The organism is Vibrio sp. 10N.261.55.C5, assembly GCF_041470505.1.
GTDB classification, from domain to species: domain Bacteria; phylum Pseudomonadota; class Gammaproteobacteria; order Enterobacterales; family Vibrionaceae; genus Vibrio; species Vibrio crassostreae_C.
In genome coordinates this window covers 90,083-112,229 of the sequence record NZ_JBFRMS010000012.1, presented here as the reverse complement: position 1 = coordinate 112,229, position 22,147 = coordinate 90,083, and the positions used below count along the sequence as shown (strand labels likewise).

Here is a 22,147-nt window from a genome sequence, read left to right as displayed (position 1 = left end):
TTATTTAGCTTTCAATCATCACACGAGTATCTTCACTGAGCGTTTCGAGTTCATTAACTACGTCGTCGATCTGTACTTCGATTGGCAGCTTAACGGCGATTTTTGATGTGAATAGACTTGAGCTAACACCGCCGCCACCAGCGATAAAGACGCGGTGACAATCCATATCGAGAATACTGATTCCTTGTCTATCCAATACATGAGTCACTTCGTTGACGATACCTGCTCGGTCGTTAGAGTCGAGTCTCAAGTGATGGACCGTGTCTTGAACATTGTGTGTATGATCGGAATCGACAAACTGCACGATGAGATCTGGATTGGCGCTGAACGCTTCTTTTACAATCGATTCGTTGATGGCTGGAAGTTGAACCTTTAGTACGCCTGCGACTTGGTCTTCAATAAAGTTCACTTTACTGATGAGCCATTTGCCGTCGTTTTCGTGAGTAACCGCAGCAAGCTGTTTGATTGTTGCTGGTGATGCTTTTCCGATAAAGTTTACGATAAATGTACTGTTCATATCAGCCCCCAAGGTTTCAATTATTCTTTGCTAATTAAATGTTTGATATCACGCGATAAAGTTCTTTAATTTCAGTGTAGAAGGTTACATCGAACAATGTTTGACCTAGGTCAATTTTTGAAACTAAGCTTCGATGCAAAAAAAGAGAATGAAGAGTAGGGCACAAAAAAAGCGGCTAGAGAGCCGCTTTTTAGAAGAGTTGTCACTGTGATTGATGATTCAGCAACTTATACTCAATAACTTATATTGAGTAGTACTAGAGACGAATTAGAACGTTACTTTGAAGTTCATACCAACAAACTGAGAGTCGTATGGTGCGCCAGCATCGTAAGCAAAACGTGCAGCGTCTTGGTTATCCCACCAAGGGTTAGTATTCAGGTTAACTTCTGCATCACCGCCCCATGCGTCACTTACCCAGTAGTGAATGTGTCCAACAGGGTTAAGGAAGAATAGCGACACATCACCCATGGTTTGAGAGCCCATCACTTCGCCACCTGAAGCAATGATATCCTGCTCTGCTTCTAGCATCATTTCACCGACAACCGCACCGAAGAAAGGTGTGATGAAGAGATCTTGCCATGAAGGTACTTCTGCAAACGCTTCTACGCCGTATTCCCAGAAGAACGTCGACATAGTCCAAGAGTATAAGAATGACTCAAACTCGTCGTAACCTGCGTGTCGAGCTGCGGTGTAGTAAACACCACCGAAATATGGGTGCATTACGTAGTTTAGGAAGTGTTCGTCACGGTCCCATGTTGGACCAGCAGAAACGTTATCTTTCCACTTTTTACCTAATGAGCTGATATCACGTTGGTCATCATCCCACTTAGTAATACTTTCAGGGAGCAGAGTCATTAGACCCACTGTCGCGACACTCAAGCCAAGAATGGTGTAGGTTTGACCCATTAGGTAATCCCAATCTTTCTCCTGACTCACCAACATGTGTTTTGGTTGTTGGGTTGAGAAGTCGTACTCATCACTCGACTCGCTCAGTGCGTAATTGGTACTAGGCTTGTAGGTGTACAAGTTGTCATTAAAACAGTAATCTTGAGCACATTCATCCGAGTAAGAAAGGTTGATTGGCTGGTCGAAGTCGTATTGGCTTGCAACCGAGTTAACTGACATTAGCATTGAAAATGCGGCAGTAACCTTTGCTAGTAACGGTGATTTGGCCACAAGGGTCTCCATGACAAAGTTTGGAATTGATCAGGGTCACAATTATCTATTAAATGCCTGATTTAGGGAACTAATAATTTATAGCTTTTCCTAAGAAAACCTTAGGTTTAACATTATTAATATTAGTGAAAAGGCGAATTGCTCCAAATTCAACCATAGACCAGTTTGTAAATAATGCAGTGTCTTTTTATGACAACAAGGGATAGAAATATGACGAAAATCGCAATGTTAAGCACAGGTGAAGAAGTTCTTCATGGAGACATTGTAGATACAAACGCAGCTTGGATGTCTGCTGAGTTTTATCAGCATGGTTTTGCGCTTGCTAAGCGCTCAACTGTGGGTGATCAAATGAATGCTCTTGTTGAAGAACTGCTGATGCTGAGCTTTAACTATGATGTGGTTATCGTTAATGGTGGTTTAGGCCCGACAACCGATGATATGAGTGCTGCCGCCGCTGCAGCTGCTTCCGAGCAGAAACTCGTCATGTTCCCTGAATGGCTTGCTCGTATGGAAGAGATGTTCTCTGGACGTGGCATGCCAATGCCAGACAGCAACCTTAAACAAGCTTTGTTACCTGCGAGTTCAGAGATTGTCGATAACCCTGTGGGGACGGCTTGTGGCTTCAAACTGAAAATTAACGATGCGACTTTCTATTTCACGCCGGGTGTACCAAGTGAATTCAAGCGCATGGTGACGTTTGAGATTCTTCCTGACTTGTCGTGTACCTACCCTCAAGTGGTTGCCTCTGAATGCAGTCGACTGTTTACGTTTGGTTTGTCTGAGTCCGGTATCTCTGATGTTTTGGATCAACTAAAGCTGCCAGAAGGTTATGAACTTGGTTATCGCTCTTATCTGCCGTTCATTGAGGTCAAACTGTTTGGTCCTAAGGCAGACTTAGAAACTCGCGTTAAGCTTCTGCAGATGGTTTACAAGCTGCTAGAGAGTAATGTCGTTAGTGTTGATGAGCCGATGATTGACCATATTGGACACATCATGGCGGAAAAAAAGAAGACGTTATCTGTGTCTGAAGTGTCGACCAAAGGTTCACTGTCAGCGTGGCTGCAATTGAATGAGCAGATAGAAGATTGCTTCGGACACTCATGGGTGATGGCTGAGTCAAAAGAGAGCGAACTTGAAAAGAGCGATCCATTAGCCGCGACCTTTGCGCTGGCTGGAGCAACAAGAGATAAGTGCGGAACTGAATTGGCTTTGGTGACTGGTAAGCTGGAAGGCAACACATTCAGCGTTGCATTGTCGACTGAAGCAGGCGAGTGGGGGCAGGTACTTGAGTTTTATCGTCAGTACTCGCGTGAAGACCAACGCAACGTGATTAAGACCGTTGCCGCCGATATGCTGAGAAGGCATTTAGATAACAAACCGATGTTTGGTATTTATTCTTCGGTTAAGCGATTAAAAGACATGTTTATTCCAGCGGCTATCATTAAGTAGCTATGTAAGCTAACGATGTAAGCGAACTCGCTAAGTCTGTATTAAAAACGCTAGAAAAAACGAAATAAAAAGGCCCAACATCTAAATAGGTGTTGGGCCTTTTGTTTATCTAGCCTTCTAGATAACCAAACAAGCAGCGATGTTTACACGCAACTCATGTCTGTAAGAACTCGATTACAAACCGCTTGTCATATGTAGGCTGTAGAACAAACCACGGCCGATTAACTCTGAAGCCAAGAACAATACTAGTGCTAAGCCAAGGTTAACTGGGTTCACTTTTGCTTTGTTCAGCATAGGTAGAATCCAAATCAACAAGCTTGCCATTAGCAGTGCCACTTGAAGAATCACATAGCTACCTAAACCATCGACTAACTCAGACGCTTTTGCCGCTGAAGTTTGGATGTCTCCGATTAGGTTCAGTTTTCCTACTGTCACAAGCAAGCTGATAGCAACAGCGATAACAGCCAACATGGTGATGTTACGGTCAACCGTAAAGCGGCTGTCGTTTGCGAATACAATCACGAACTGAGATAACAGCAAGCCACCCACAACCATCGTCATGATGAAGCTCAGTGGTGTGTAGATGTTGTCCCACGTCGGTACTGTGTTGATCATGTATACGTTGATCATCGCGTACATGAAGATAACACCCAGTACCATCGCGCCAACCATCAGTGCTTTCTGGATAGCAACGCCACCTTTCTTGACTACCGACAGTAACCATTGCAGGCCACCGACAGCGAAGAATGCCGCACCGAAGAACACTTCGTTAGACAACCAAGCCGAACCTAGCTGATTAAAAGCGTTAAACGCGCGCAGTGGAGAGCCAAGGTGCGTTGTCGAGAACATGAAGCCAAGACCCATCAGTACCCATAGGATAAACATTGGAACCTTGTAGCTGTTCAGCTTCTCTTCGTCATGACCAAGTACCAGTGCACGTGCGCCAATCAGTAAGTAACCACCAACCGCAGTTTGCGCCAGCACCGTAAAGAAGATTAAAGACCACTCATGAAAAATCATCTTACACCTCCTTCGGGTTTGCTAGGTGACCGCTGGTATCGCCAGTCGGCTTCGCGTTTTTGTTCAGCTTAATCACGATGTTTGGTAGCGTTTCTGTTGAAGATGGCAGTGGAGCCACATCCGCACCAGAGCCGTACTTCTCGCGAAGTGTATTGATTTCACCAAACTCCAATGCACGAAGTGGGCAAGACTCAACACAGATAGGCTGTTTGCCTTCAGAAACACGTTGGTAACAACCATCGCATTTCGTCATATGACCTTTCTTAGCATTGTATTGTGGTGCGCCGTAAGGACACGCATTGCTACAGTGCTGACAACCAATACATACGCTCTCATCAACCACAACCAAACCGTCTTCATCACGTTTGTGCATTGCGCCCGAAGGACACACTTTCACACACGCTGGGTTAGTACAGTGGTTACAAGCGATAGATAGGTAGTAAGAAAAGACATCTTTCTGAACCCAGGTATCACCATCTTGAGTGAAACCACCACCGGCATATTCGTATACGCGACGGTAGTTCGTTTTGATGTCTAGATCGTTATAATCTTTACAAGCAAGCTGACAGGTTTTACAACCCGTGCATTTACTTGAATCAATGTAAAAGCCGTATTGTTTCATTCCAACCTACCTTATGCTTTCTTTAGCGCTTTGATTTGAACTAGGTTTGTATGCTGAGGGTTACCCTTAGCAAGTGGGCTCGGGCGCTGAGTCGTCAGCACGTTGATAGAGCCTGCATGGTCGATCTTCTGACCATCTGGTGCGTACCATGCACCTTCGCCTAGTGCGACAACTCGAGGAAGAATCCTAGGTGTCACTTTCGCTGGAATATGTACTTCGCCACGGTCGTTGAAAATACTCACCATGTCGCCGCTTTCAATACCACGTTCTTTTGCATCGATTGGGTTGATCCACAACTCTTGCGGTGCTGCTGCTTTGATTTCTGCAACGTTGCCGTAAGTCGAGTGAGTACGAGCCTTGTAGTGGAAACCGGTTAGCTGAAGTGGGTACTTCTCTGCTAGTGGGTCGTTATGACCTTCGAAAGAGTCCGCGTAAATCGGAAGTGGGTGAATCACTTCGTCTTCTTTCAGCTTCCAAGTCTTCGCGATATCAGCCAGTTGCTCTGAGTAGATCTCGATCTTGCCACTTGGTGTGGTCAGTGGGTTCGCTTCAGGATCTTTACGGAAATCTTCATAAGCGATGTAGTGGTGGTCGTAGCTACGTTTGTAGATACCCAGCTCTTTCATCTCTTCGAAGGTTGGCAGTGTTGGATCGTTCTTACGAGTTTCTGCGTAAAGGTGCTCAATCCATTGCTCTTGAGTACGGCCTTCGGTGAACTCTTTTTCTACGCCCATTCTTTTCGCAAGCTGAGTACACATCTCGTAGATAGATTTTGCTTCAAACTGAGGCTCAATCGCTTTCTGCGCGTAGATGAAGTAAGGCATGTTCGCCGCTTTACCGTCCATACACCAGTCGTCTTGCTCAGACGTTGTTAAGTCTGGCAGGATGATATCGGCGTACTTCGCTGAAGACGTCATATGGTTATCAACCACGACAATCATTTCACACGCACTTTCATCTTGAAGAATCGCGTGAGTCTTGTTGATGTCTGAGTGTTGGTTAATGATGCAGTTACCTGCGTAGTTCCAGATCATCTTGATTGGGTTCTTAAGGCGCTCTGCACCGCGAACACCATCAGTGATGTCGGTCATTTCATGGTGACGGTAAATCGCGTCTGTCCACATGAACATTGAAATAGACGTTTCAACTGGGTTTGGCACAGTAGGGAAGCGCACAAATGGAATGTTGATGTCGCTTTCACGAGCGCCGGTTGAACCGCCTGATACGCCCACAGAACCAGTGAGCAGTGACAGCATCGCGATTGCACGACACGCTAGTTCACCGTTCGCAGTGCGTTGTAAGCCCCAACCTTGGTGAATCGCACAGGGTTTCGCTGTGCCCATTTCACGGCCAAGCTTAACGATGGTGTCAACTGGAATACCCGTGATCTTAGAAGCCCATTCTGGTGTCTTCTCTACGCCATCTTCACCTAAACCTAGGATGTAAGATTTGTAGTCGCTGTTTTTAGGCGCTGATGCAGGAAGGGTCTTCTCATCGTAACCGACACAGTATTTGTCTAGGAACGGTTGGTCGACAAGGTCTTCAGTGATCATCACGTGTGCAAGACCCGCTACCAATGCCGCATCTGTAGAAGGACGAATTGGGATCCATTGATCTTCACGGCCACCGGCAGTATCGGTGTAGCGAGGGTCGATGATGATCGTTCTTGCGTTTGATTTGTTTTTGCTTTCAACGTAGTGGTGGATCTGGCCGCCACCAGACATACGCGTCTCAGCAGGGTTGTTACCAAACTGAATATTAAGTTTAGTGTTCTCTAAATCAGAGAAAGAGTTGTTGTTTGCCCAACCGCCGTAGGTGTAGCTCAAGCCTTTCGTGATTTGCGCTGTTGAGTAGTCACCGTAATGGTTTAAGTAACCACCACTTAGGTTCATTAGACGAGCAATCAGCGTTTGAGCTGGTGGCCAAGATTTAGTAACCGTGCCGCCCAGCGTACCTGTACCGTAGTTTAGGTAGATAGTGTCGTTACCGTAGTCTTTGATAAGGCGTTGCATGGTGCCAGCGACTTCATCATAGGCCTCTTCCCAGCTAATACGCTTAAACTTACCTTCACCACGTTTACCCACACGTTTCATTGGGTACTTTAGGCGATCTGGGTTATAAACACGGCGGCGCATCGAGCGACCACGTAGACACGCACGAACTTGGTGATGACCGTATTCGTCAGTGCCTGTGTTGTCTGTTTCTACGTATTTGATTTCACCGTTTTGTACATGCATACGCAGTGGGCAGCGAGAGCCACAGTTTACTGTACATGCACTCCATACGATTTTCTCATCCACATTTTCAGCAACTGCAGCCGCTACTGGTTTGGATTTGAAAGGTAATGCAATACCGCCCGCAAGTGCAGCTGCACTACCTACTGCAGAGGAAGCTTTCATGAAGCCTCTTCGAGTAAGATTCATTACCCCAGATTCTTTCTTATTCGTCATTCTAAGATGCCTTTTACTATTGATAGCTAGCACTTTATAGGTAGTTTGTTCTTTATGTATTTATTTCGAATTATTGATTGATTGGCATCAAATAAGTGTGGAATTTAAAGTTTATGAATTGAATGTATAAAATAGATCAAAGAATGAAATGAGTTAATTAATATAATTATCTTTAAACCTATAACGGTATAAATAATAATGATTATCGATACGCATAAATTGTTGGGTTCGCTATTTTATCAAGCGACAAGTAAAGAACAGTTAATCACCATTGTCGAAGCTTTGGTTGAGAGCGAAGTACTCTCTGAAGAATGCTTGCAGGCATTAAGAAGCGAAGACGAAGATGCGCTCGCAGCAGAGTTCAGCCGCCTGTTTGAAGGCGTTGGAGACATGCCAGCTCCGCCTTGGGGTTCTGTGTACCTAGATAAAGACCGCGTTGTGTTTGGTGCTTCTACGGTTGAGTATCGCCAGTTTTTAGAATTGAATCAGATTGAATTAGACACTGGGTTAAGAGAGCCGGAAGATCAATTTGGTTTAATGTTATTCGCTCATGCGTATTTGTTAGAAAATAATAATATTAATTCAGCTGGTGAATTACTTGAGGGTCACTTATTAACTTGGTCTTCTGTTTATTTAGAAAAACTAAATAAAGCATCAGAGTTATCTTTTTATAAAAAGCTATCGGTTGATGTAATAGATTGGTTTAAGTACTTAATATCTGAATATAATTTAAACGTTGCTACTAAAAAGTTATATATCGACTAATGTCTGAACAAATAAATTCAAATAGACGCGGTTTCTTAACTCGACTTTCTAAACCGGTTAAAGCAGCCGCGAATTATGAAGAGATATCACAGCGCTTGCATGCAAGACCGCCAAGAGCGGTCGATGAGGTGCTGTTTGAGCGTCTTTGCGACGGTTGTGGATTGTGTGAACAATCGTGTCCAAATAGCGTTATTGAGATGCTAGAGGGCAGTGCGCTGCTGAATTTGGATTACAACAGTTGTTCTATGTGTAACAAATGCACTGAAGTGTGTCGGACCGGCGCACTTCATCCAACGGCCACGCCTTATATCGACCTCAAGCCGAGCTTTGCGGATAGCTGCAATAATTACATGCAAATGGACTGTTCAGCATGCCAAACGGCGTGTTCAGCTGGTGCAATACACATCGAAGTAGGAGAGTTGCCTACAGTGGACAAAGATAAGTGTAACGGCTGTGGAGAGTGCCGAAGCGCTTGTTATATTGGCTCTGTGACTCTTAACCTGACTCAGCAATAAACGTTTGGCTTTGTATGACACAAGCCAACAGGAATATTTGGTTGAGTGATAGACGAGTCGCTTTAGATACCTAAAGACATAAATAGAAAAGGGTCCGCATTCCTAAAGGAAGCGGACCCTTTTTTGATTCTTATTGACGATATTCGAACAAAGTGACCTAAAGCCAGCTGGCTTATGCGCGTTTTTGCTTGTTTCTATGAATAACGTTACTCAGCGATAGCTCAGTCTTTGCTTTACAGATACAAGGCAATATCTCATTACCTTGCGTGTAAGCCATAGCAAAACCAACGTACTCGACCTCACCAGAATCCAACGTGCAGCGGCAAGCGCCACAGTGACCATCTCGGCAGTTGTATTCTGGCTCTAACCCAGCTTGTTCCATTGTTTCCAACAGAGTGTTTGAAGGGTTAGATTCAATTGAAGTCAGTTTGTTGATTTTGATTGTTGGCATTACAGCTCAAATCCTTCAAAGTCGTCAGCTTTTACTTCGTTGTCGATTTGGCCAACTAGGTAAGAACTGATTTCTGCTTCTTGTGGAGCAACTTGAACGTTATCTGAAGACAACCAAGCGTTGATCCATGGAATTGGGTTCGACGTTGCTGCTGGGTAAGCCGTACCTAGGCCAACAGCCTGCATACGGATGTTGGTAATGTACTCAACGTATTGGCAAAGAATGTCTTTGTTCAGACCAATCATAGAGCCATCTTTGAATAGGTATTCTGCCCACTCTTTCTCTTGCTCAGCCGCCTCTTTGAATAGGTCGAAACACTCTTGCTTACACTCTTCAGCGATCTGCATGAATTCAAAATCATCTTGACCATTGCGTAGCAAGTTGATCATGTGCTGTGTACCAGTAAGGTGAAGGGCTTCATCACGAGCGATTAGCTTGATGATCTTCGCGTTACCTTCCATTAGCTCACGCTCAGCGAATGCAAATGAACATGCGAAACTTACGTAGAAACGAATCGCTTCTAGTGCGTTTACAGACATTAGACATAGGTAAAGTTTCTTCTTCAGGTCGTGAAGTGAAATCTTGACGTCTTCGCCGTTGATGCTGTGGTTGCCTTCACCGTAGCGGTGGTAGTCAGCCGTTAGCTTGATTAGGTCGTCGTAGTAGAAAGCGATGTCTTTAGCACGCTTCAGAATCTCTTCATTTTCAACGATGTCGTCGAATACTACGCCTGGATCATTCACGATGTTACGGATGATGTGCGTGTAAGAACGAGAGTGAATCGTTTCAGAGAAAGACCAAGTTTCAATCCAAGTTTCAACTTCTGGTAGAGATACCAATGGAAGTAGGGCAACGTTAGGGCTGCGGCCTTGGATTGAATCTAGAAGCGTTTGGTACTTCAAGTTAGAGATGAAGATGTGCTTTTCATGCTCAGGAAGCTTGTTGTAGTCGATACGGTCGCTAGACACGTCTACTTCTTCTGGACGCCAGAAGAAAGAAAGCTGCTTCTCGATAAGCTTTTCGAAGATTTCGAATTTTTGTTGGTCGTAACGTGCAACGTTTACCGACTGACCCAAGAACATTGGTTCTTTTAGTTGGTCATTTTTTTGCTGAGAAAAAGTACTGTAAGCCATAAATGCCTCAAATCCTTTAAAGACCCGTAATAAAACGGACCCTGTTAATGCTTTAAACCCAGAGAAGATAACTCTTCTCTGGGGTCTTAATGTTTATTGCGGTTTAGATCTTACAACCGCCGCCTTCACAATCTTCTTCCGGCACTTGAACTGCATCGCCTTGGTCGTCTTTAGCACCATCACGAGTATTATGGTAGTAAAGCGTCTTAACACCGTACTTGTACGCTGTTAGTAGGTCTTGAAGCAGCTTCTTCATTGGTACTTTACCGCTGTCGTAAACACTTGGATCATAGTTAGTGTTTGCAGAGATAGCTTGGTCAACGAATTTTTGCATGATACCCACTAGGTGTAGGTAACCGTCGTTAGAACCAATGTTCCAAAGTAGCTCGTAGTTCTCTTTAAGATTTAGGAAATCTGGAACCACTTGCTTAAGGATGCCGTCTTTCGATGCTTTCACTGATACGTAACCACGTGGTGGCTCGATACCGTTAGTCGCGTTCGAGATTTGAGACGATGTCTCAGAAGGCATAAGCGCTGTTAGCGTAGAGTTACGCAGACCGTGCTCCATGATCTCTTCACGTAGAGAATCCCAATCGTAGTGCAGTGGCTCTTCACATACTAAGTCGATATCTTTTTTGTAAGTATCGATTGGCAGTAGGCCTTTCGCGTAGTTGGTCTCGTGGAAAGATGGGCAACGGCCTTGCTCTTTCGCTAGTTCAACAGATGCTTTTAGCAAGTGGTATTGAATTGCTTCAAAAGTACGGTGAGTCAGGCCATTCGCGCTGCCATCAGAGTACTTAACACCATTCTTCGCTAGGTAGTATGCGTAGTTGATTACACCTACACCTAAAGTACGACGGTTCATTGTCGACTTGTATGCAGCTGGAAGCGGGTAGTCTTGGTAATCAAGCAGTGCATCTAGAGCACGAACAACCAGCTCAGAAAGCTCTGCTAGGTCGTCCAGTTCATTGATTGCGCCAAGGTTGAATGCTGAAAGCGTACATAGTGCAATTTCGCCTTCGTCATCTTCTACGTTAGAAAGTGGCTTAGTAGGAAGCGCGATTTCTAGACATAGGTTCGATTGACGAACAGGTGCTACTTCAGAATCAAACGGGCTGTGTGTATTACAGTGGTCAACGTTCTGAATGTAGATACGACCAGTAGAAGCACGCTCTTGCATTAGCAGAGAGAAAAGCTCAACGGCTTTAACCGTTTCACGCTTCACTGAAGGATCGTTTTCGTACTTAACGTATAGCTCTTCAAAACGGTCTTGGTTTTCGAAGAACGCATCGTAAAGGCCAGGTACGTCTGAAGGTGAGAACAGGCTGATGTTGCCACCCTGAACTAGGCGAGAGTACATAAGCTTGTTCAGCTGTACGCCGTAATCCATGTGACGAACTCGGTTCTCTTCAACGCCGCGGTTGTTTTTCAGTACTAATAGAGACTGAACTTCACCGTGCCATAGTGGGTAGAATACCGTTGCTGCACCGCCACGAACACCACCTTGAGAACAACATTTTACTGCTGTTTGGAAGTATTTGTAGAAAGGGATACAGCCTGTGTGGAACGCTTCACCATTACGGATTTCAGAACCAAGCGCACGGATACGACCTGCGTTGATACCAATACCAGCACGTTGAGATACGTAACGAACAATTGAGCTTGCTGTCGCGTTGATTGAATCAAGGCTGTCACCACACTCGATCAGTACACAAGAACTGAATTGACGAGTAGGCGTACGTACACCAGACATGATCGGTGTAGGTAGAGAAATCTTAAACGTAGACGATGCGTCGTAAAAACGTTTGATGTAGTCAAGACGAGTCGATTTCGGGTATTTAGCGAATAGACACGCAGCAACTAAAATGTAAAGGAACTGAGCACTCTCGTAGATTTCTTTCGTTACACGGTTTTGCACGAAGTATTTACCTTCGAGCTGCTTAACCGCTGCGTAAGAGAAGTCTAAGTCACGTTTGTGGTCGATGTACTCGTCAAGCTCTTCGAATTCAGCTTTCGTGTAATCTTCCATAAGGTGGCTATCGTATTTACCCATATCAACCAGTTTTGCAACGTGGTCATACAGTGCAGGCGGCTCGTATTCGCCGTACGCTTTTTTACGTAGGTGGAATACAGACAGACGTGCTGCTAGATATTGGTAATCAGGAGTCTCTTCAGAGATTAAATCCGCTGCTGACTTGATGATAGTTTCATGAATGTCAGTAGTGGTGATGCCATCGTAAAACTGAATGTGAGCTTTCAATTCTACTTGTGATACAGAAACATTGTGCAAGCCTTCAGCTGCCCATGTAATCACGCGATGGATCTTCTCTAGATCGATCGTTTCTTTGCGCCCGTTACGCTTGGTAACAGTAAGTTGTTGGTTCATTCTGCTTAATTTCCCTAACAAAACTGAACAAGGCCGTGTTTTTGTGTATTTCTGTGTAATTTTTGTAAATTACGTTTCGGCTTTGTGATCTTGGTCTACCCATACATTGTAGTTCAAACACAACATATAGGGGTCATTTGTTTGTTGGGTTACAAGATAGTGCTACAACTGATATTTTTCAAGGTAAAGAAATGGGGTTGCTTGTGGATAAGTGGTGGATTGAAAAAAAACTGTAAGTGACCACTAACTGATGAGGTTATATGTGACTTGATTGTATAAAAGTCGGCTTTTAATGATGCTTTATTTTTGCACGCCCATAAAAAAAAATTCCTTGATCTTTGGCCAAAATGGGCGATTGATTTTAGGCGATTAAATTTAAATCGAGGTGGTCAAAATGGAAGCTAGCGCACGAAATTTAGACTGAAAAAAGTCGCAAAGTTATGGTAATTGCAACTCTTTTCATTCGTCTTTTTTACAAAAGGTTTTACGGTAGGGCTACCGATATTTTTTAGCCAAAGTTTTGCGTGTGGACGATGTAGTTTACGTCTACATTTGTGCCTAAACGATAAGTGTCCGTAAGAGGATTGTAGTGCAGCCCTGTAATCCCTAGTTCTTGCAGCGGAGTGTTATCGACCATCTTGATAAGTTCTGCAGGGCGAATGAACTTCTCGTGCTCATGAGTGCCCTCAGGAACAATCTTAAGTAGCTTTTCTGCACCAACAATAGCGAACAGGTAAGATTTGAAGTTACGGTTCAAGGTAGAGAAGAACACGTGACCACCCGGTTTCACTAATTTTGAACATGCACTAATCACAGATTGTGGATCAGGAACGTGCTCTAGCATTTCCATACATGTCACCACATCGTAAGTTTGTGGATTCTGTTCTGCATGGTCTTCGATGGTGCTCTGGATGTAATCGAGCTTGGTGCCAGTTTCCAATGCGTGAAGACGTGCCACTTCTAGCGGTTCTTTACCCATATCTAGGCCAGTGACTACTGCGCCCTCAACAGCCATGCTTTCAGCCAAAATGCCGCCACCGCAGCCAACATCGAGGACTTTCTTACCAAATAAACCTTCGGTCTTTTCTAGCACGTAATTTAGGCGCAGTGGGTTGATTTGATGTAGAGGCTTAAACTCGCCTTCTAGATCCCACCAGCGTGACGCCATGTCTTCGAATTTCTTGATTTCTGCTGGGTCTACGTTCTGTGATTTAGTCATAATCGGCATTTCCAAGTTAAATAATGCATCCATGAAATTGCAGGCATTATAACTTGCCTTTTCGCGCTGACCAGAAGATCTACAATTTTGCTAGTTTATTGGATGTAAAGTGACCATGTTTCAGCAAGATATGATGCGGAGGTGCAATTTCTCATCAATTGATTGGCTACAAGGGTCACAAGATGGTAAAAGGAGAGGGAAAGTGATGCCTCCGTAGGTAAATTTGTGTTATATTTTTCGGTCTTATACGTATTCAAAAATACGATCTGACTATAGAGGGAAAATGGCTCTATGAGCGATCTAGCGAAAGAGATCACGCCCGTAAATATTGAAGATGAGCTTAGAGGTTCATACCTAGACTACGCGATGTCCGTCATCGTTGGTCGTGCCCTTCCAGATGTGCGTGATGGCCTAAAACCTGTACACCGCCGCGTTTTGTTCGCGATGAATGTACTAGGTAATGATTGGAACAAACCATATAAAAAGTCTGCTCGTGTAGTAGGTGATGTAATCGGTAAATACCACCCACATGGTGATAGTGCTGTATACGATACTATTGTTCGTATGGCGCAACCGTTCTCACTGCGTTACATGCTAGTTGATGGCCAAGGTAATTTTGGTTCTATCGATGGCGACTCCGCGGCTGCAATGCGTTATACCGAAGTTCGTATGGCGAAAATTGCTCACGAGCTCCTGGCTGACCTTGATAAGGAAACTGTGGATTACGTACCGAACTACGATGGTACAGAACAAATTCCAGCAGTACTTCCTACAAAAATTCCTAACCTATTGGTAAACGGTGCTTCTGGTATCGCAGTAGGTATGGCTACCAACATCCCACCACATAACCTTGGTGAAGTTGTTGATGGCTGTTTAGCATTTATCAATAATGAAGATATCACTATTGATGAGCTAATGGACTATATCCCTGGTCCTGACTTCCCAACAGCAGCACTTATCAGTGGTCGTAAAGGCATCGTAGATGCTTACAAGACTGGCCGCGGTAAGGTTTACATGCGTTCAAAAGCGGATATCGAAGTAGAGAAGAATGGTAAAGAAACCATTATCGTTACTGAGATCCCTTACCAAGTAAACAAAGCTCGTTTGATCGAGAAGATTGCTGAACTGGTTAAAGATAAGAAAGTAGAAGGCATCAGTGCACTGCGTGACGAGTCTGATAAAGACGGTATGCGTATTGTTATTGAATGTAAGCGTGATGCAGTAGGCGAAGTGGTTCTTAACAACCTATACGCTCAAACTCAACTGCAAACGACTTTCGGTATCAACATGGTTGCGTTGAATAACGGTCAACCACAGTTGTTCAACATCAAAGACATGCTTAAGTGCTTCGTAGACCACCGTCGCGAAGTTGTGACTCGTCGTACTATCTTCGAATTGAAGAAAGCACGCGACCGTGCACACATCCTTGAAGCATTGTCTCTAGCACTTGCTAACATTGATGAAATCATTGAACTGATCAAGAGCGCGCCAACACCAGCAGAAGCTAAAGTTGGTTTAGTGTCTCGTGGTTGGGATCTTGGTAACGTTGCTTCAATGCTTGAGCGTGCAGGTACTGACGCAGCTCGTCCTGATTGGTTAGAAGACCAATACGGCATCCGCGATGGTCAATACTTCCTAACGGAAACACAAGCACAAGCAATTCTAGAACTTCGTCTTCACCGCCTAACTGGCCTTGAGCACGAGAAGATTCTAGACGAATACAAAGCACTTCTAGAAGAGATCGCTGAGCTAATGCACATTCTTGCAAGCACTGAGCGTTTGATGGAAGTTATCCGTGAAGAACTTGAAGCAGTACGTGAAATCTATGGCGACGAGCGTCGTACAGAAATCACAGCGGCAGTTCATGACATCGACATGGAAGAGCTGATTGCTCAAGAAGACGTTGTAGTAACGCTTTCTAACGCAGGTTACGTTAAGTACCAAATCCTAAGCGACTACGAAGCTCAGCGTCGTGGTGGTAAAGGTAAGAGTGCAACTAAGATGAAAGATGAGGATTACATTGAGCGTCTGCTTGTAGCTAATACTCACGATAACATCCTATGTTTCTCTACTCGTGGTAAGACATACCGTCTGAAAGTTTACCAACTGCCATTAGCAAGTCGAACTGCTCGTGGTAAGCCTATCGTTAACATTCTTCCTCTAGAAGAAGGTGAGCGTATCACGGCTATCCTGCCTGTTTCTGAGTTCTCTAACGAGAAATTCATCTTCATGGCAACGGGTGACGGTACTGTTAAGAAGACATCACTGGATCAGTTCGCAAACGTACGTGCTAACGGCCTAATTGCAGTTAACCTACGTGACGATGATTCACTGATTGGCGTTGACATCACTAACGGTGATAGCGACATCATGCTGTTCTCTAAATCGGGCAAAGTTGTTCGCTTTAACGAGGACAAAGTACGTGCAATGGGCCGTACTGCCTCTGGTGTTCGTGGTATGAAGCTTCCAGAAGACGATCAAGTAGTATCGTTGATTGTTCCTTCTAACGAAGGCGATATCCTAACTGTGACTGAAAATGGTTACGGTAAGCGTACTGAACTAGCTGAATACCCAACGAAAGGCCGTGCAACGCAAGGTGTGGTTTCTATCAAAGTCTCTGAACGTAATGGCCCAGTTGTTGGCGCTGTTCAAGTTGAAGAAGGCGACGAAATGATGATGATCACCGACGCAGGTACGCTAGTACGTACTCGCGTTGCGGAAGTAAGCCAAGTTGGTCGTAACACTCAAGGTGTAACACTGATTCGTACTTCTGACGACGAGAATGTTGTAGGTCTACAACGTATCGACGAAGTAGAAGAAGCTGAGGTTGTTGAAGGCGAAGCTGAAGTAGCAAACGCTGAAGCAGCAGTCGTTTCTGAATCAAGTGAAGAGCAAGCATCAGACGCTTCTGATAGCGAGCAAGACACTGAGTAATCTTTCACTTCTATAAATAGAAGTTGAGACAAAAAGCCGAGCCATTGTGCTCGGTTTTTTATTACCTAAAATTTGGCTGTGACTTGTGTAAAAGCCAATAGCTAAACCTCGATCAATATTGTTTTAGTGAGAAAAAGGTACAGTAAAGCGTCAATGAAAGGAGAGTGGAATGGATATCTGGTTACTGATTGCTTTGCTGCTAATGAGCCTATTTCTAGTGGTAATCGTGATCGCATCAAACAGAAAGACCAGTCATCTGAAAAGCAACCTCCTTATTTCATGTGTGGCGATATTAGTCAGCATTCTGGTTTGGTCTCAGATGAAACAAGAAGCCCCTCAACTTACTTCAAGTGACGACAGCAGCTATACAACAACAGATTTCCAAAATGAACTTCAGCAGAGCTTGGAGCAAGACCCTAATCAATCAGATCTTTGGTTTAAGCTTGGTGGTGTTTATATGCAGAAAGGGGAGTTTGATGCGGCGTTTACCTGTTACGACTACGCGATTCGCTTAGACCCTCAAGCGCCTTCAGGCTTGTATGCCGCTAAAGCTACCGCACTTTATTATCTCAGTTCACAAGCGATGAGTGATGACGTCAACAAACTGCTAGAGCAATCTATGGATCTTGATCCGAACGATCGAACGGCCTTGATGTTAATCGCGACCGATCACTTCATCAGTATGCGCTACCAACAAGCGATCGATGCTTGGACTCAAATTCTCGATTCTAACCAGAAAGGCATTGATCGTGTCTCTATCATCCATTCGATCAACCAAGCTAAGCAAATGATCCGTTAAACGGACACTATCTGTAATTTCGAGATTATTTGCTTTCTTGCATCTCAATTAAACCGCCAGCGTTGTGGATCTGTGTAAACCCTTGAGCTTTCAAATACTGGTAAGCTTGTCCTGAGCGGTTACCACTGCGGCAATACAAAACGATAGGTTGAGCTTTGTCTATGCTGGCAAAGTGCGTAGCGACTTCAGAAAGAGGGTAGTTAATCGCATTGTCCAGATGACCTTGCTTGAACTCTCCTGGTGTCCTGACATCAACGACCAGCGCACCTTCCTCAATCATTTCCCACCCTGTTTCTGCTCGTTCTGAGGCGTGAAGTCCTGAACTTGTTAATGCGATGCATAATGCCGAAAGCGAAAGTAAGTGCTTCATTCTTTGTTCCTTGAATTAGCTAAAAGGTAATGTGAAATTGGGACGGTTGAGTGCGCCCAAATCTAAAAAACCAGCCACACCTTTACAGTGTGACTGGTTTTATCTTATTGGTCTATTTGAAGGAACTAGTATTCGTAGTTAGCTTCACGCTTTTCAGCTTGCTCTTCCCACTTAGGAACCACGGTGTCTAAGAAGTGTTGCTTCTCAGCATTCATCTTATCCATGTCCATTCCTAGCGCTTTCTGAGCGGCTTCTTTGGTTGAGATATCTGGAATCTCGATTGGATCGGTAATGCCTTTCTTCGCAAGTAGACGAACAATCTTAGTTCGCGCGTCTGCTGCGCGGTCAACCGCCGTTCCAAGAACCTCTAGGGCTACTTCAGGTGCGTGCATGTGAACACCGTGAGATGCGATCGCGTAATCCCAGCGCCATTGAGCGTGACGGATATCTTGTAGGATGGGCTCCATCTCTTGTTCTGTTGCGCCTGCTTCCCATGCTGCGCCAGCTTCAAAGTGAGCGGCTACGATTTGTTTCTCAGCAGTCAGCTTCATGTTCAGCACTTGCGCTTTACGGCTTGAAACGATGTTAAGCATGGTCTCTTTAGATTGAGTGTGACAGTTTGCACAGGTATCTTCGAAGCGGTCGAATGGGTTACCCACTTTATGGTCGGTATAAACGGTGCCATCTTCTTTGGTCACTTTCGGCATATGACAGTCAGCACAAACGACTTTGTTCTTACCGTGGATGCCTTCACGCCAAGTTTCGTAACCTGGGTGCTGAGCCTTTAGCATTGGTGCTTTAGAGACTTTATGTGTCCAATCTTTAAAACCAATCTGATCGTAGTACTCTTCCATCTGTTCAACACGCGTCCCTTTATCCCAAGGGAATTTCACACCTTTTGTTGGACCCGTGAAGTAGTATTCCACGTGGCACTGTGCACAAACTGAAGCTTGTTGGTCTAAACGGCTTTGCTCATCAAACTTTTTACCAATCGCTTCGAAAGCGCGTTCAACATAAGGGCGCGTCACTTTCAGTGCTGGCTCGCCATTTTTGAACTCATCGCTTTGGGTGTCATGGCAGTCAGCACAACCTATAGGGTTAACGATCTCGTTACCAAGACGTGCCCACTTACCTTCGAAGTAGCCATCTTCACCGCGTTCTTCAATAACACGTGCAACGTCTGGGCTCTTACAGCTCCAACACGCCATTGGCATTGGACCTGAGCTTTCGTCGGTCGGACCGCCAGTACGCAAGGTTTGTCTTACATCGTCAATCGCATAGAAGTGGCCGCGCGCTTTGTTGTAGTCTTTTGCGAACCCGTAGCCAGCCCACATGATAACCATGTTGGGATCTTCTTTTAGTGCGTCTTCAATGGTTTCGCTTTCTGAAGTTTGTCTCCATGAATGATATTGATCTGGGTGGTTTTGCTCGAACTGATCGTTACGAGGATCGCCAATTTCTTTTTGTTCAGACGCAGCAAAACTGGTCGCGCTTGCTAATGACGCGCTAACCATTAATAGTGCTGTGACCGAATTACGTATCCAATGCTTTTTCACAGTGATATCTCCAATATACTGATTTTTATACCAAGCGTTGTGAGTTTGCTATTCAAATTAAGAACTGGAGAATTCCTGTTTATATTAATTCATAAACAAACACATTTTGTTACGTGTTGGATATAGATTGTCCCAGATCAATTAATGGCAGTGACCTTAGTCACGTTGAAGTTTATATAACCCTAAAGTGGTATTGGTGGTTAGTTTAATTAGAATTTAACTGAGAATTATTATCATATATAACAATCAATTACCTAAATTGACCATGATATAAATAGGGTGATTGCGTTCACAGATTAACCTATCGAAATTTCGTATTACCCAATTAGAGGTATATTCTAACTATAGAAAGCGTTGTGGCTTATCCAAAATAAGAATTGATATCATTTAAACGGTAATAATATCGTTTAAGGGTACTTTTGTTTAACCGGAATATTATTTAGTTGAGAGTTAAATAATGCCGGTATAAGGAAAGGATAAAATGGGCAATATTAAATTGGCCATAGTCATAATGCTTAAATCCCTTCTAGCATTCTGCCTCTATGGTTATTCCATTCATGCTGTTGCTGAGCCTGCTGTTACGCCAGTAGGGGAATCAACAAGACATGAAGTCGAATTAATCCGTGACAAAGACTACAAGTGTGTTCAGTGCCATAAAGATTCAAAAGAAACGGTATTGGGTTCACATGGTGAAAGTGCACACGCTTTGCTTGGCCGTGAAGTAAATTGTACCGACTGTCATAGTTCTATTAGCCCCGACCACCGCGAAGGCGCGCCTAAAGTGGTGAAGTATCGTGAGGCTCAATCACAACCAGGTACCGACAAGGTTTACCTAGATCCTAGCTTAATTTTAGATGCCAATAGCCAGTGTATCGATTGTCACAAGCCTGATGATCTGCGCGAAGCGAGCTGGACCCACGACGTTCATGCGCAAAACTTAACGTGTTCAAACTGCCATGATGTTCATGCGACAGAAGCAAAGGTGTTGGGCTTAGATAAGAAGCAAACCATCAAGCTGTGTGTGGATTGCCATTCAGACTTCAACCAGAAGAAAGAAGGGGAATAATCTATGAGCTGCTCAAGAAGAAACTTTTTAGCTGGCGCGGGTGCCGTTATTTTTACTACAGGTGTTGCGGGAACCGCAGCGGTGACAAGTCGTAAAACGTTGGCCAATGTTCAAGAGGATGGGGCTAAACGTTATGGAATGATTCATGACGAAACCGCGTGTATTGGTTGCACAGCTTGTACAGAAGCTTGTCGTGAAGTGAACAAAGTGCCTGAAGGCGTATCGCGCTTAGAGATTATTAAGAGCGAACCCCAAGGCGAATATCCCAATGTTGATTACCGTTTTACTCGTAACTCTTGCCAACATTGTGATAACGCGCCCTGCGTGATGGTTTGCCCAACAGGGGCGGCCTACAAAGATGAAAAAACCGGCATTGTCGATGTTCATCAAGAGAAGTGTGTTGGTTGTGGTTATTGCTTATTAGCTTGTCCGTATCAAGTGCGCTTTTTCCATCCAGAGAACAAATCCGCAGATAAATGTAACTTCTGCCGTGATACCAATCTTGCACAAGGGAAGTTACCGGCTTGTGTCGAATCTTGCCCGACCAATGCGTTAGTATTTGGCGATCTAAATGACCCTAAGAGTGAGATAAATCAGGTGCTTAAATCTGAGGTGGTTTACAGAGATAAGGCTTATCTCGGTACTCAGCCAAAACTCTATAAAGTGCCACACCAAAAAGGGGAGATCTGATTATGAGTGCATGGGACACAGCTTTTCAGTCTGGTACCGTGGTATGGGACTGGATTATAGCTATCTATCTATTTCTCGCGGGGATGTCGGCGGGTGCCGTAATGATCTCCATTTACCTAAAACGTAAGGTCATTGAAGGCGATCCTGCTCATAATGGTGTGTTAAAGGCGACCGCTTTTCTTGCGCCATTTGGGATCATTTCAGGCCTACTGATCTTGGTTTTCCACCTGACAAAACCGTTATCTTTTTGGAAGATCATGATCTTCTATAATCCGACGTCTGTGATGTCGATGGGTGTGATCTTATTCCAAGTGTATATGGTGATCTTATTTCTTTGGATCGGCATTATATTTAGAGATCAAATCGTCGTATTTTTAAATGACCAAACATGGTTAAAAGGACGACTCGATTTCGTCAGTAACTGGATTGGCAAATTAGAAGTGTTTGAGAATGCTTTGGAAATATTCTTAGCTGTTCTTGCGCTATTACTTGCGGCTTACACTGGCTTCTTACTCTCTGCGCTAAATACCTTCCCAATGCTGAATAACCCAGTGTTGCCGATATTGTTCTTATTCTCGAGTTTATCCTCGGGAGCGGCGGCATGTATTTTATTTGGTGTGTTGGTCTTTAAGGAGTCTCCGCATAGTGCGAGTATTTCTTGGATCCACGGCTTCGAACGTCCTGTTGTTATGTTTGAACTGTTTGTCCTTGTTACTTTCTTCACTGGGTTGATATTTGCTGGTGGTCAAAGTGAGCAGGCAGTATGGAACGCGATTGGCGGTGGTTTCTGGGCAAGTTGGTTCTGGTATGGCGTAATTGGTGTGGGTATGGTTTTACCCTTGTTGCTTAACGCCGTGACACCAGCATCGGTTCGCCATAGTACTGTGTATATTTTCTCTGTTACTTCATTGAGTCTGATGGGCGTATTAATGCTGCGAACTTTTGTCCTTTATGCAGGGCAGTTAACGATAGCTTAATTTCGCTCAAGTTTATTAGTGAGCAGATGTTGGATACTAAATATCTGCTTAT

Annotated in this window: 19 protein-coding genes; 8 read left to right on the top strand and 11 right to left on the bottom strand. The window is 44.3% G+C overall.

The features are described from left to right. Positions 1-4 precede the first annotated feature (4 nt). Positions 5-517, bottom strand: a complete 513-nt coding sequence (locus AB4263_RS05160) for a glycine cleavage system protein R (protein WP_017061000.1) — start codon at positions 515-517, stop codon at positions 5-7. Positions 518-784: 267 nt separating this feature from the next. Continuing rightward, positions 785-1,693 carry a DUF3943 domain-containing protein gene (locus AB4263_RS05155; RefSeq protein WP_372097791.1) on the bottom strand — a complete coding sequence of 303 codons (909 nt, stop codon included), beginning with the start codon at positions 1,691-1,693 and terminating at the stop codon, positions 785-787. Positions 1,694-1,903: 210 nt separating this feature from the next. Between AB4263_RS05155 and AB4263_RS05150 the strand changes: the two genes are divergently transcribed. Next, positions 1,904-3,142, top strand: a complete 1,239-nt coding sequence (locus AB4263_RS05150) for a CinA family nicotinamide mononucleotide deamidase-related protein (protein WP_372097789.1) — start codon at positions 1,904-1,906, stop codon at positions 3,140-3,142. Between the two features lie 174 nt (positions 3,143-3,316). On the opposite strand, the gene AB4263_RS05145 is transcribed toward AB4263_RS05150, so the two are convergent. Genes AB4263_RS05145 through AB4263_RS05135 form a run of 3 tightly spaced genes read right to left on the bottom strand, consistent with a single transcriptional unit; the run spans position 3,317 to position 7,234 of the window. Further along, a complete protein-coding gene (locus AB4263_RS05145) occupies positions 3,317-4,162 on the bottom strand; it encodes a DmsC/YnfH family molybdoenzyme membrane anchor subunit (RefSeq protein ID WP_017060997.1) in 846 nt (281 codons plus the stop codon). 1 nt (position 4,163) lies between these two features. Continuing rightward, positions 4,164-4,784 carry a DMSO/selenate family reductase complex B subunit gene (locus AB4263_RS05140; protein ID WP_004733360.1) on the bottom strand — a complete coding sequence of 207 codons (621 nt, stop codon included), beginning with the start codon at positions 4,782-4,784 and terminating at the stop codon, positions 4,164-4,166. An 11-nt stretch (positions 4,785-4,795) separates the two neighbouring features. Continuing rightward, positions 4,796-7,234 carry a DmsA/YnfE/YnfF family dimethyl sulfoxide reductase gene (locus tag AB4263_RS05135; protein WP_017060996.1) on the bottom strand — a complete coding sequence of 813 codons (2,439 nt, stop codon included), beginning with the start codon at positions 7,232-7,234 and terminating at the stop codon, positions 4,796-4,798. A gap of 198 nt (positions 7,235-7,432) precedes the next feature. On the opposite strand from AB4263_RS05135, the gene AB4263_RS05130 reads away from it, so the two are divergent. Then, entirely contained in the window at positions 7,433-7,999 is a 567-nt protein-coding gene (locus AB4263_RS05130) for a molecular chaperone (protein WP_017060995.1), read from the top strand. Then, entirely contained in the window at positions 7,999-8,514 is a 516-nt protein-coding gene (napF, locus tag AB4263_RS05125; RefSeq protein ID WP_065585169.1) for a ferredoxin-type protein NapF, read from the top strand. The genes AB4263_RS05130 and napF overlap by 1 nt, the downstream gene beginning before the upstream one ends. A gap of 172 nt (positions 8,515-8,686) precedes the next feature. On the opposite strand, the gene yfaE is transcribed toward napF, so the two are convergent. The 4 genes from yfaE to ubiG all read right to left on the bottom strand — a co-directional run bounded on the left by yfaE (position 8,687) and on the right by ubiG (position 13,736). Continuing rightward, positions 8,687-8,965, bottom strand: a complete 279-nt coding sequence (yfaE, locus tag AB4263_RS05120; RefSeq protein ID WP_010438115.1) for a class I ribonucleotide reductase maintenance protein YfaE — start codon at positions 8,963-8,965, stop codon at positions 8,687-8,689. After that, a complete protein-coding gene (gene nrdB / locus AB4263_RS05115; protein WP_017063554.1) occupies positions 8,965-10,098 on the bottom strand; it encodes a class Ia ribonucleoside-diphosphate reductase subunit beta in 1,134 nt (377 codons plus the stop codon). Before nrdB ends, yfaE begins: the two co-directional genes overlap by 1 nt. Before the next feature lie 103 nt (positions 10,099-10,201). Beyond that, positions 10,202-12,484 carry a class 1a ribonucleoside-diphosphate reductase subunit alpha gene (gene nrdA / locus AB4263_RS05110; RefSeq protein ID WP_017060992.1) on the bottom strand — a complete coding sequence of 761 codons (2,283 nt, stop codon included), beginning with the start codon at positions 12,482-12,484 and terminating at the stop codon, positions 10,202-10,204. A 508-nt stretch (positions 12,485-12,992) separates the two neighbouring features. Beyond that, positions 12,993-13,736, bottom strand: a complete 744-nt coding sequence (gene ubiG, locus AB4263_RS05105) for a bifunctional 2-polyprenyl-6-hydroxyphenol methylase/3-demethylubiquinol 3-O-methyltransferase UbiG (RefSeq protein WP_017063556.1) — start codon at positions 13,734-13,736, stop codon at positions 12,993-12,995. A gap of 258 nt (positions 13,737-13,994) precedes the next feature. On the opposite strand from ubiG, the gene gyrA reads away from it, so the two are divergent. Next, complete coding sequence (gyrA, locus tag AB4263_RS05100; RefSeq protein WP_372097787.1) at positions 13,995-16,637, top strand: DNA topoisomerase (ATP-hydrolyzing) subunit A; 2,643 nt, start codon at positions 13,995-13,997, stop codon at positions 16,635-16,637. Positions 16,638-16,806: 169 nt separating this feature from the next. Next, on the top strand, positions 16,807-17,436 hold the full coding sequence (locus AB4263_RS05095) for a tetratricopeptide repeat protein (protein ID WP_372097785.1): 630 nt from the start codon (positions 16,807-16,809) through the stop codon (positions 17,434-17,436). A 25-nt stretch (positions 17,437-17,461) separates the two neighbouring features. Here AB4263_RS05095 and AB4263_RS05090 read toward each other — a convergent pair whose 3' ends face one another. Next, entirely contained in the window at positions 17,462-17,806 is a 345-nt protein-coding gene (locus AB4263_RS05090; protein WP_017063559.1) for a rhodanese-like domain-containing protein, read from the bottom strand. 125 nt (positions 17,807-17,931) lie between these two features. Beyond that, positions 17,932-19,362 (bottom strand): ammonia-forming nitrite reductase cytochrome c552 subunit, encoded by a 1,431-nt coding sequence (gene nrfA / locus AB4263_RS05085; protein WP_170967436.1) that lies wholly within the window; start codon positions 19,360-19,362, stop codon positions 17,932-17,934. A gap of 481 nt (positions 19,363-19,843) precedes the next feature. Between nrfA and nrfB the strand changes: the two genes are divergently transcribed. The 3 genes from nrfB to nrfD are packed head-to-tail and all read left to right on the top strand — an operon-like array spanning position 19,844 to position 22,095. Further along, the gene (gene nrfB / locus AB4263_RS05080; RefSeq protein ID WP_019822323.1) at positions 19,844-20,428 is read left to right on the top strand and encodes a cytochrome c nitrite reductase pentaheme subunit; all 585 of its coding nucleotides are present in this window, start codon (positions 19,844-19,846) and stop codon (positions 20,426-20,428) included. Between the two features lie 3 nt (positions 20,429-20,431). After that, positions 20,432-21,118, top strand: a complete 687-nt coding sequence (gene nrfC, locus AB4263_RS05075) for a cytochrome c nitrite reductase Fe-S protein (protein ID WP_048613593.1) — start codon at positions 20,432-20,434, stop codon at positions 21,116-21,118. Between the two features lie 2 nt (positions 21,119-21,120). Further along, positions 21,121-22,095: a cytochrome c nitrite reductase subunit NrfD gene (gene nrfD / locus AB4263_RS05070; protein WP_372097783.1), complete on the top strand. Its 975-nt coding sequence runs from the start codon at positions 21,121-21,123 to the stop codon at positions 22,093-22,095. Positions 22,096-22,147 lie beyond the last annotated feature (52 nt).

Bases quoted from the DNA above. Each gene is read 5' to 3' on its own strand.
- AB4263_RS05150 (WP_372097789.1), top strand. From the start codon at position 1,904: ATGACGAAAATCGCAATGTTAAGCACAGGTGAAGAAGTTCTTCATGGA.
- AB4263_RS05130 (WP_017060995.1), top strand. From the start codon at position 7,433: ATGATTATCGATACGCATAAATTGTTGGGTTCGCTATTTTATCAAGCG.
- nrdB (WP_017063554.1), bottom strand. From the start codon at position 10,098: ATGGCTTACAGTACTTTTTCTCAGCAAAAAAATGACCAACTAAAAGAA.
- nrdA (WP_017060992.1), bottom strand. From the start codon at position 12,484: ATGAACCAACAACTTACTGTTACCAAGCGTAACGGGCGCAAAGAAACG.
- AB4263_RS05160 (WP_017061000.1), bottom strand. From the start codon at position 517: ATGAACAGTACATTTATCGTAAACTTTATCGGAAAAGCATCACCAGCA.
- nrfC (WP_048613593.1), top strand. From the start codon at position 20,432: ATGAGCTGCTCAAGAAGAAACTTTTTAGCTGGCGCGGGTGCCGTTATT.
- ubiG (WP_017063556.1), bottom strand. From the start codon at position 13,736: ATGGATGCATTATTTAACTTGGAAATGCCGATTATGACTAAATCACAG.
- nrfD (WP_372097783.1), top strand. From the start codon at position 21,121: ATGAGTGCATGGGACACAGCTTTTCAGTCTGGTACCGTGGTATGGGAC.
- AB4263_RS05135 (WP_017060996.1), bottom strand. From the start codon at position 7,234: ATGACGAATAAGAAAGAATCTGGGGTAATGAATCTTACTCGAAGAGGC.
- gyrA (WP_372097787.1), top strand. From the start codon at position 13,995: ATGAGCGATCTAGCGAAAGAGATCACGCCCGTAAATATTGAAGATGAG.
- napF (WP_065585169.1), top strand. From the start codon at position 7,999: ATGTCTGAACAAATAAATTCAAATAGACGCGGTTTCTTAACTCGACTT.
- AB4263_RS05090 (WP_017063559.1), bottom strand. From the start codon at position 17,806: ATGAAGCACTTACTTTCGCTTTCGGCATTATGCATCGCATTAACAAGT.
- yfaE (WP_010438115.1), bottom strand. From the start codon at position 8,965: ATGCCAACAATCAAAATCAACAAACTGACTTCAATTGAATCTAACCCT.
- nrfB (WP_019822323.1), top strand. From the start codon at position 19,844: ATGGGCAATATTAAATTGGCCATAGTCATAATGCTTAAATCCCTTCTA.
- AB4263_RS05140 (WP_004733360.1), bottom strand. From the start codon at position 4,784: ATGAAACAATACGGCTTTTACATTGATTCAAGTAAATGCACGGGTTGT.
- AB4263_RS05145 (WP_017060997.1), bottom strand. From the start codon at position 4,162: ATGATTTTTCATGAGTGGTCTTTAATCTTCTTTACGGTGCTGGCGCAA.
- AB4263_RS05095 (WP_372097785.1), top strand. From the start codon at position 16,807: ATGGATATCTGGTTACTGATTGCTTTGCTGCTAATGAGCCTATTTCTA.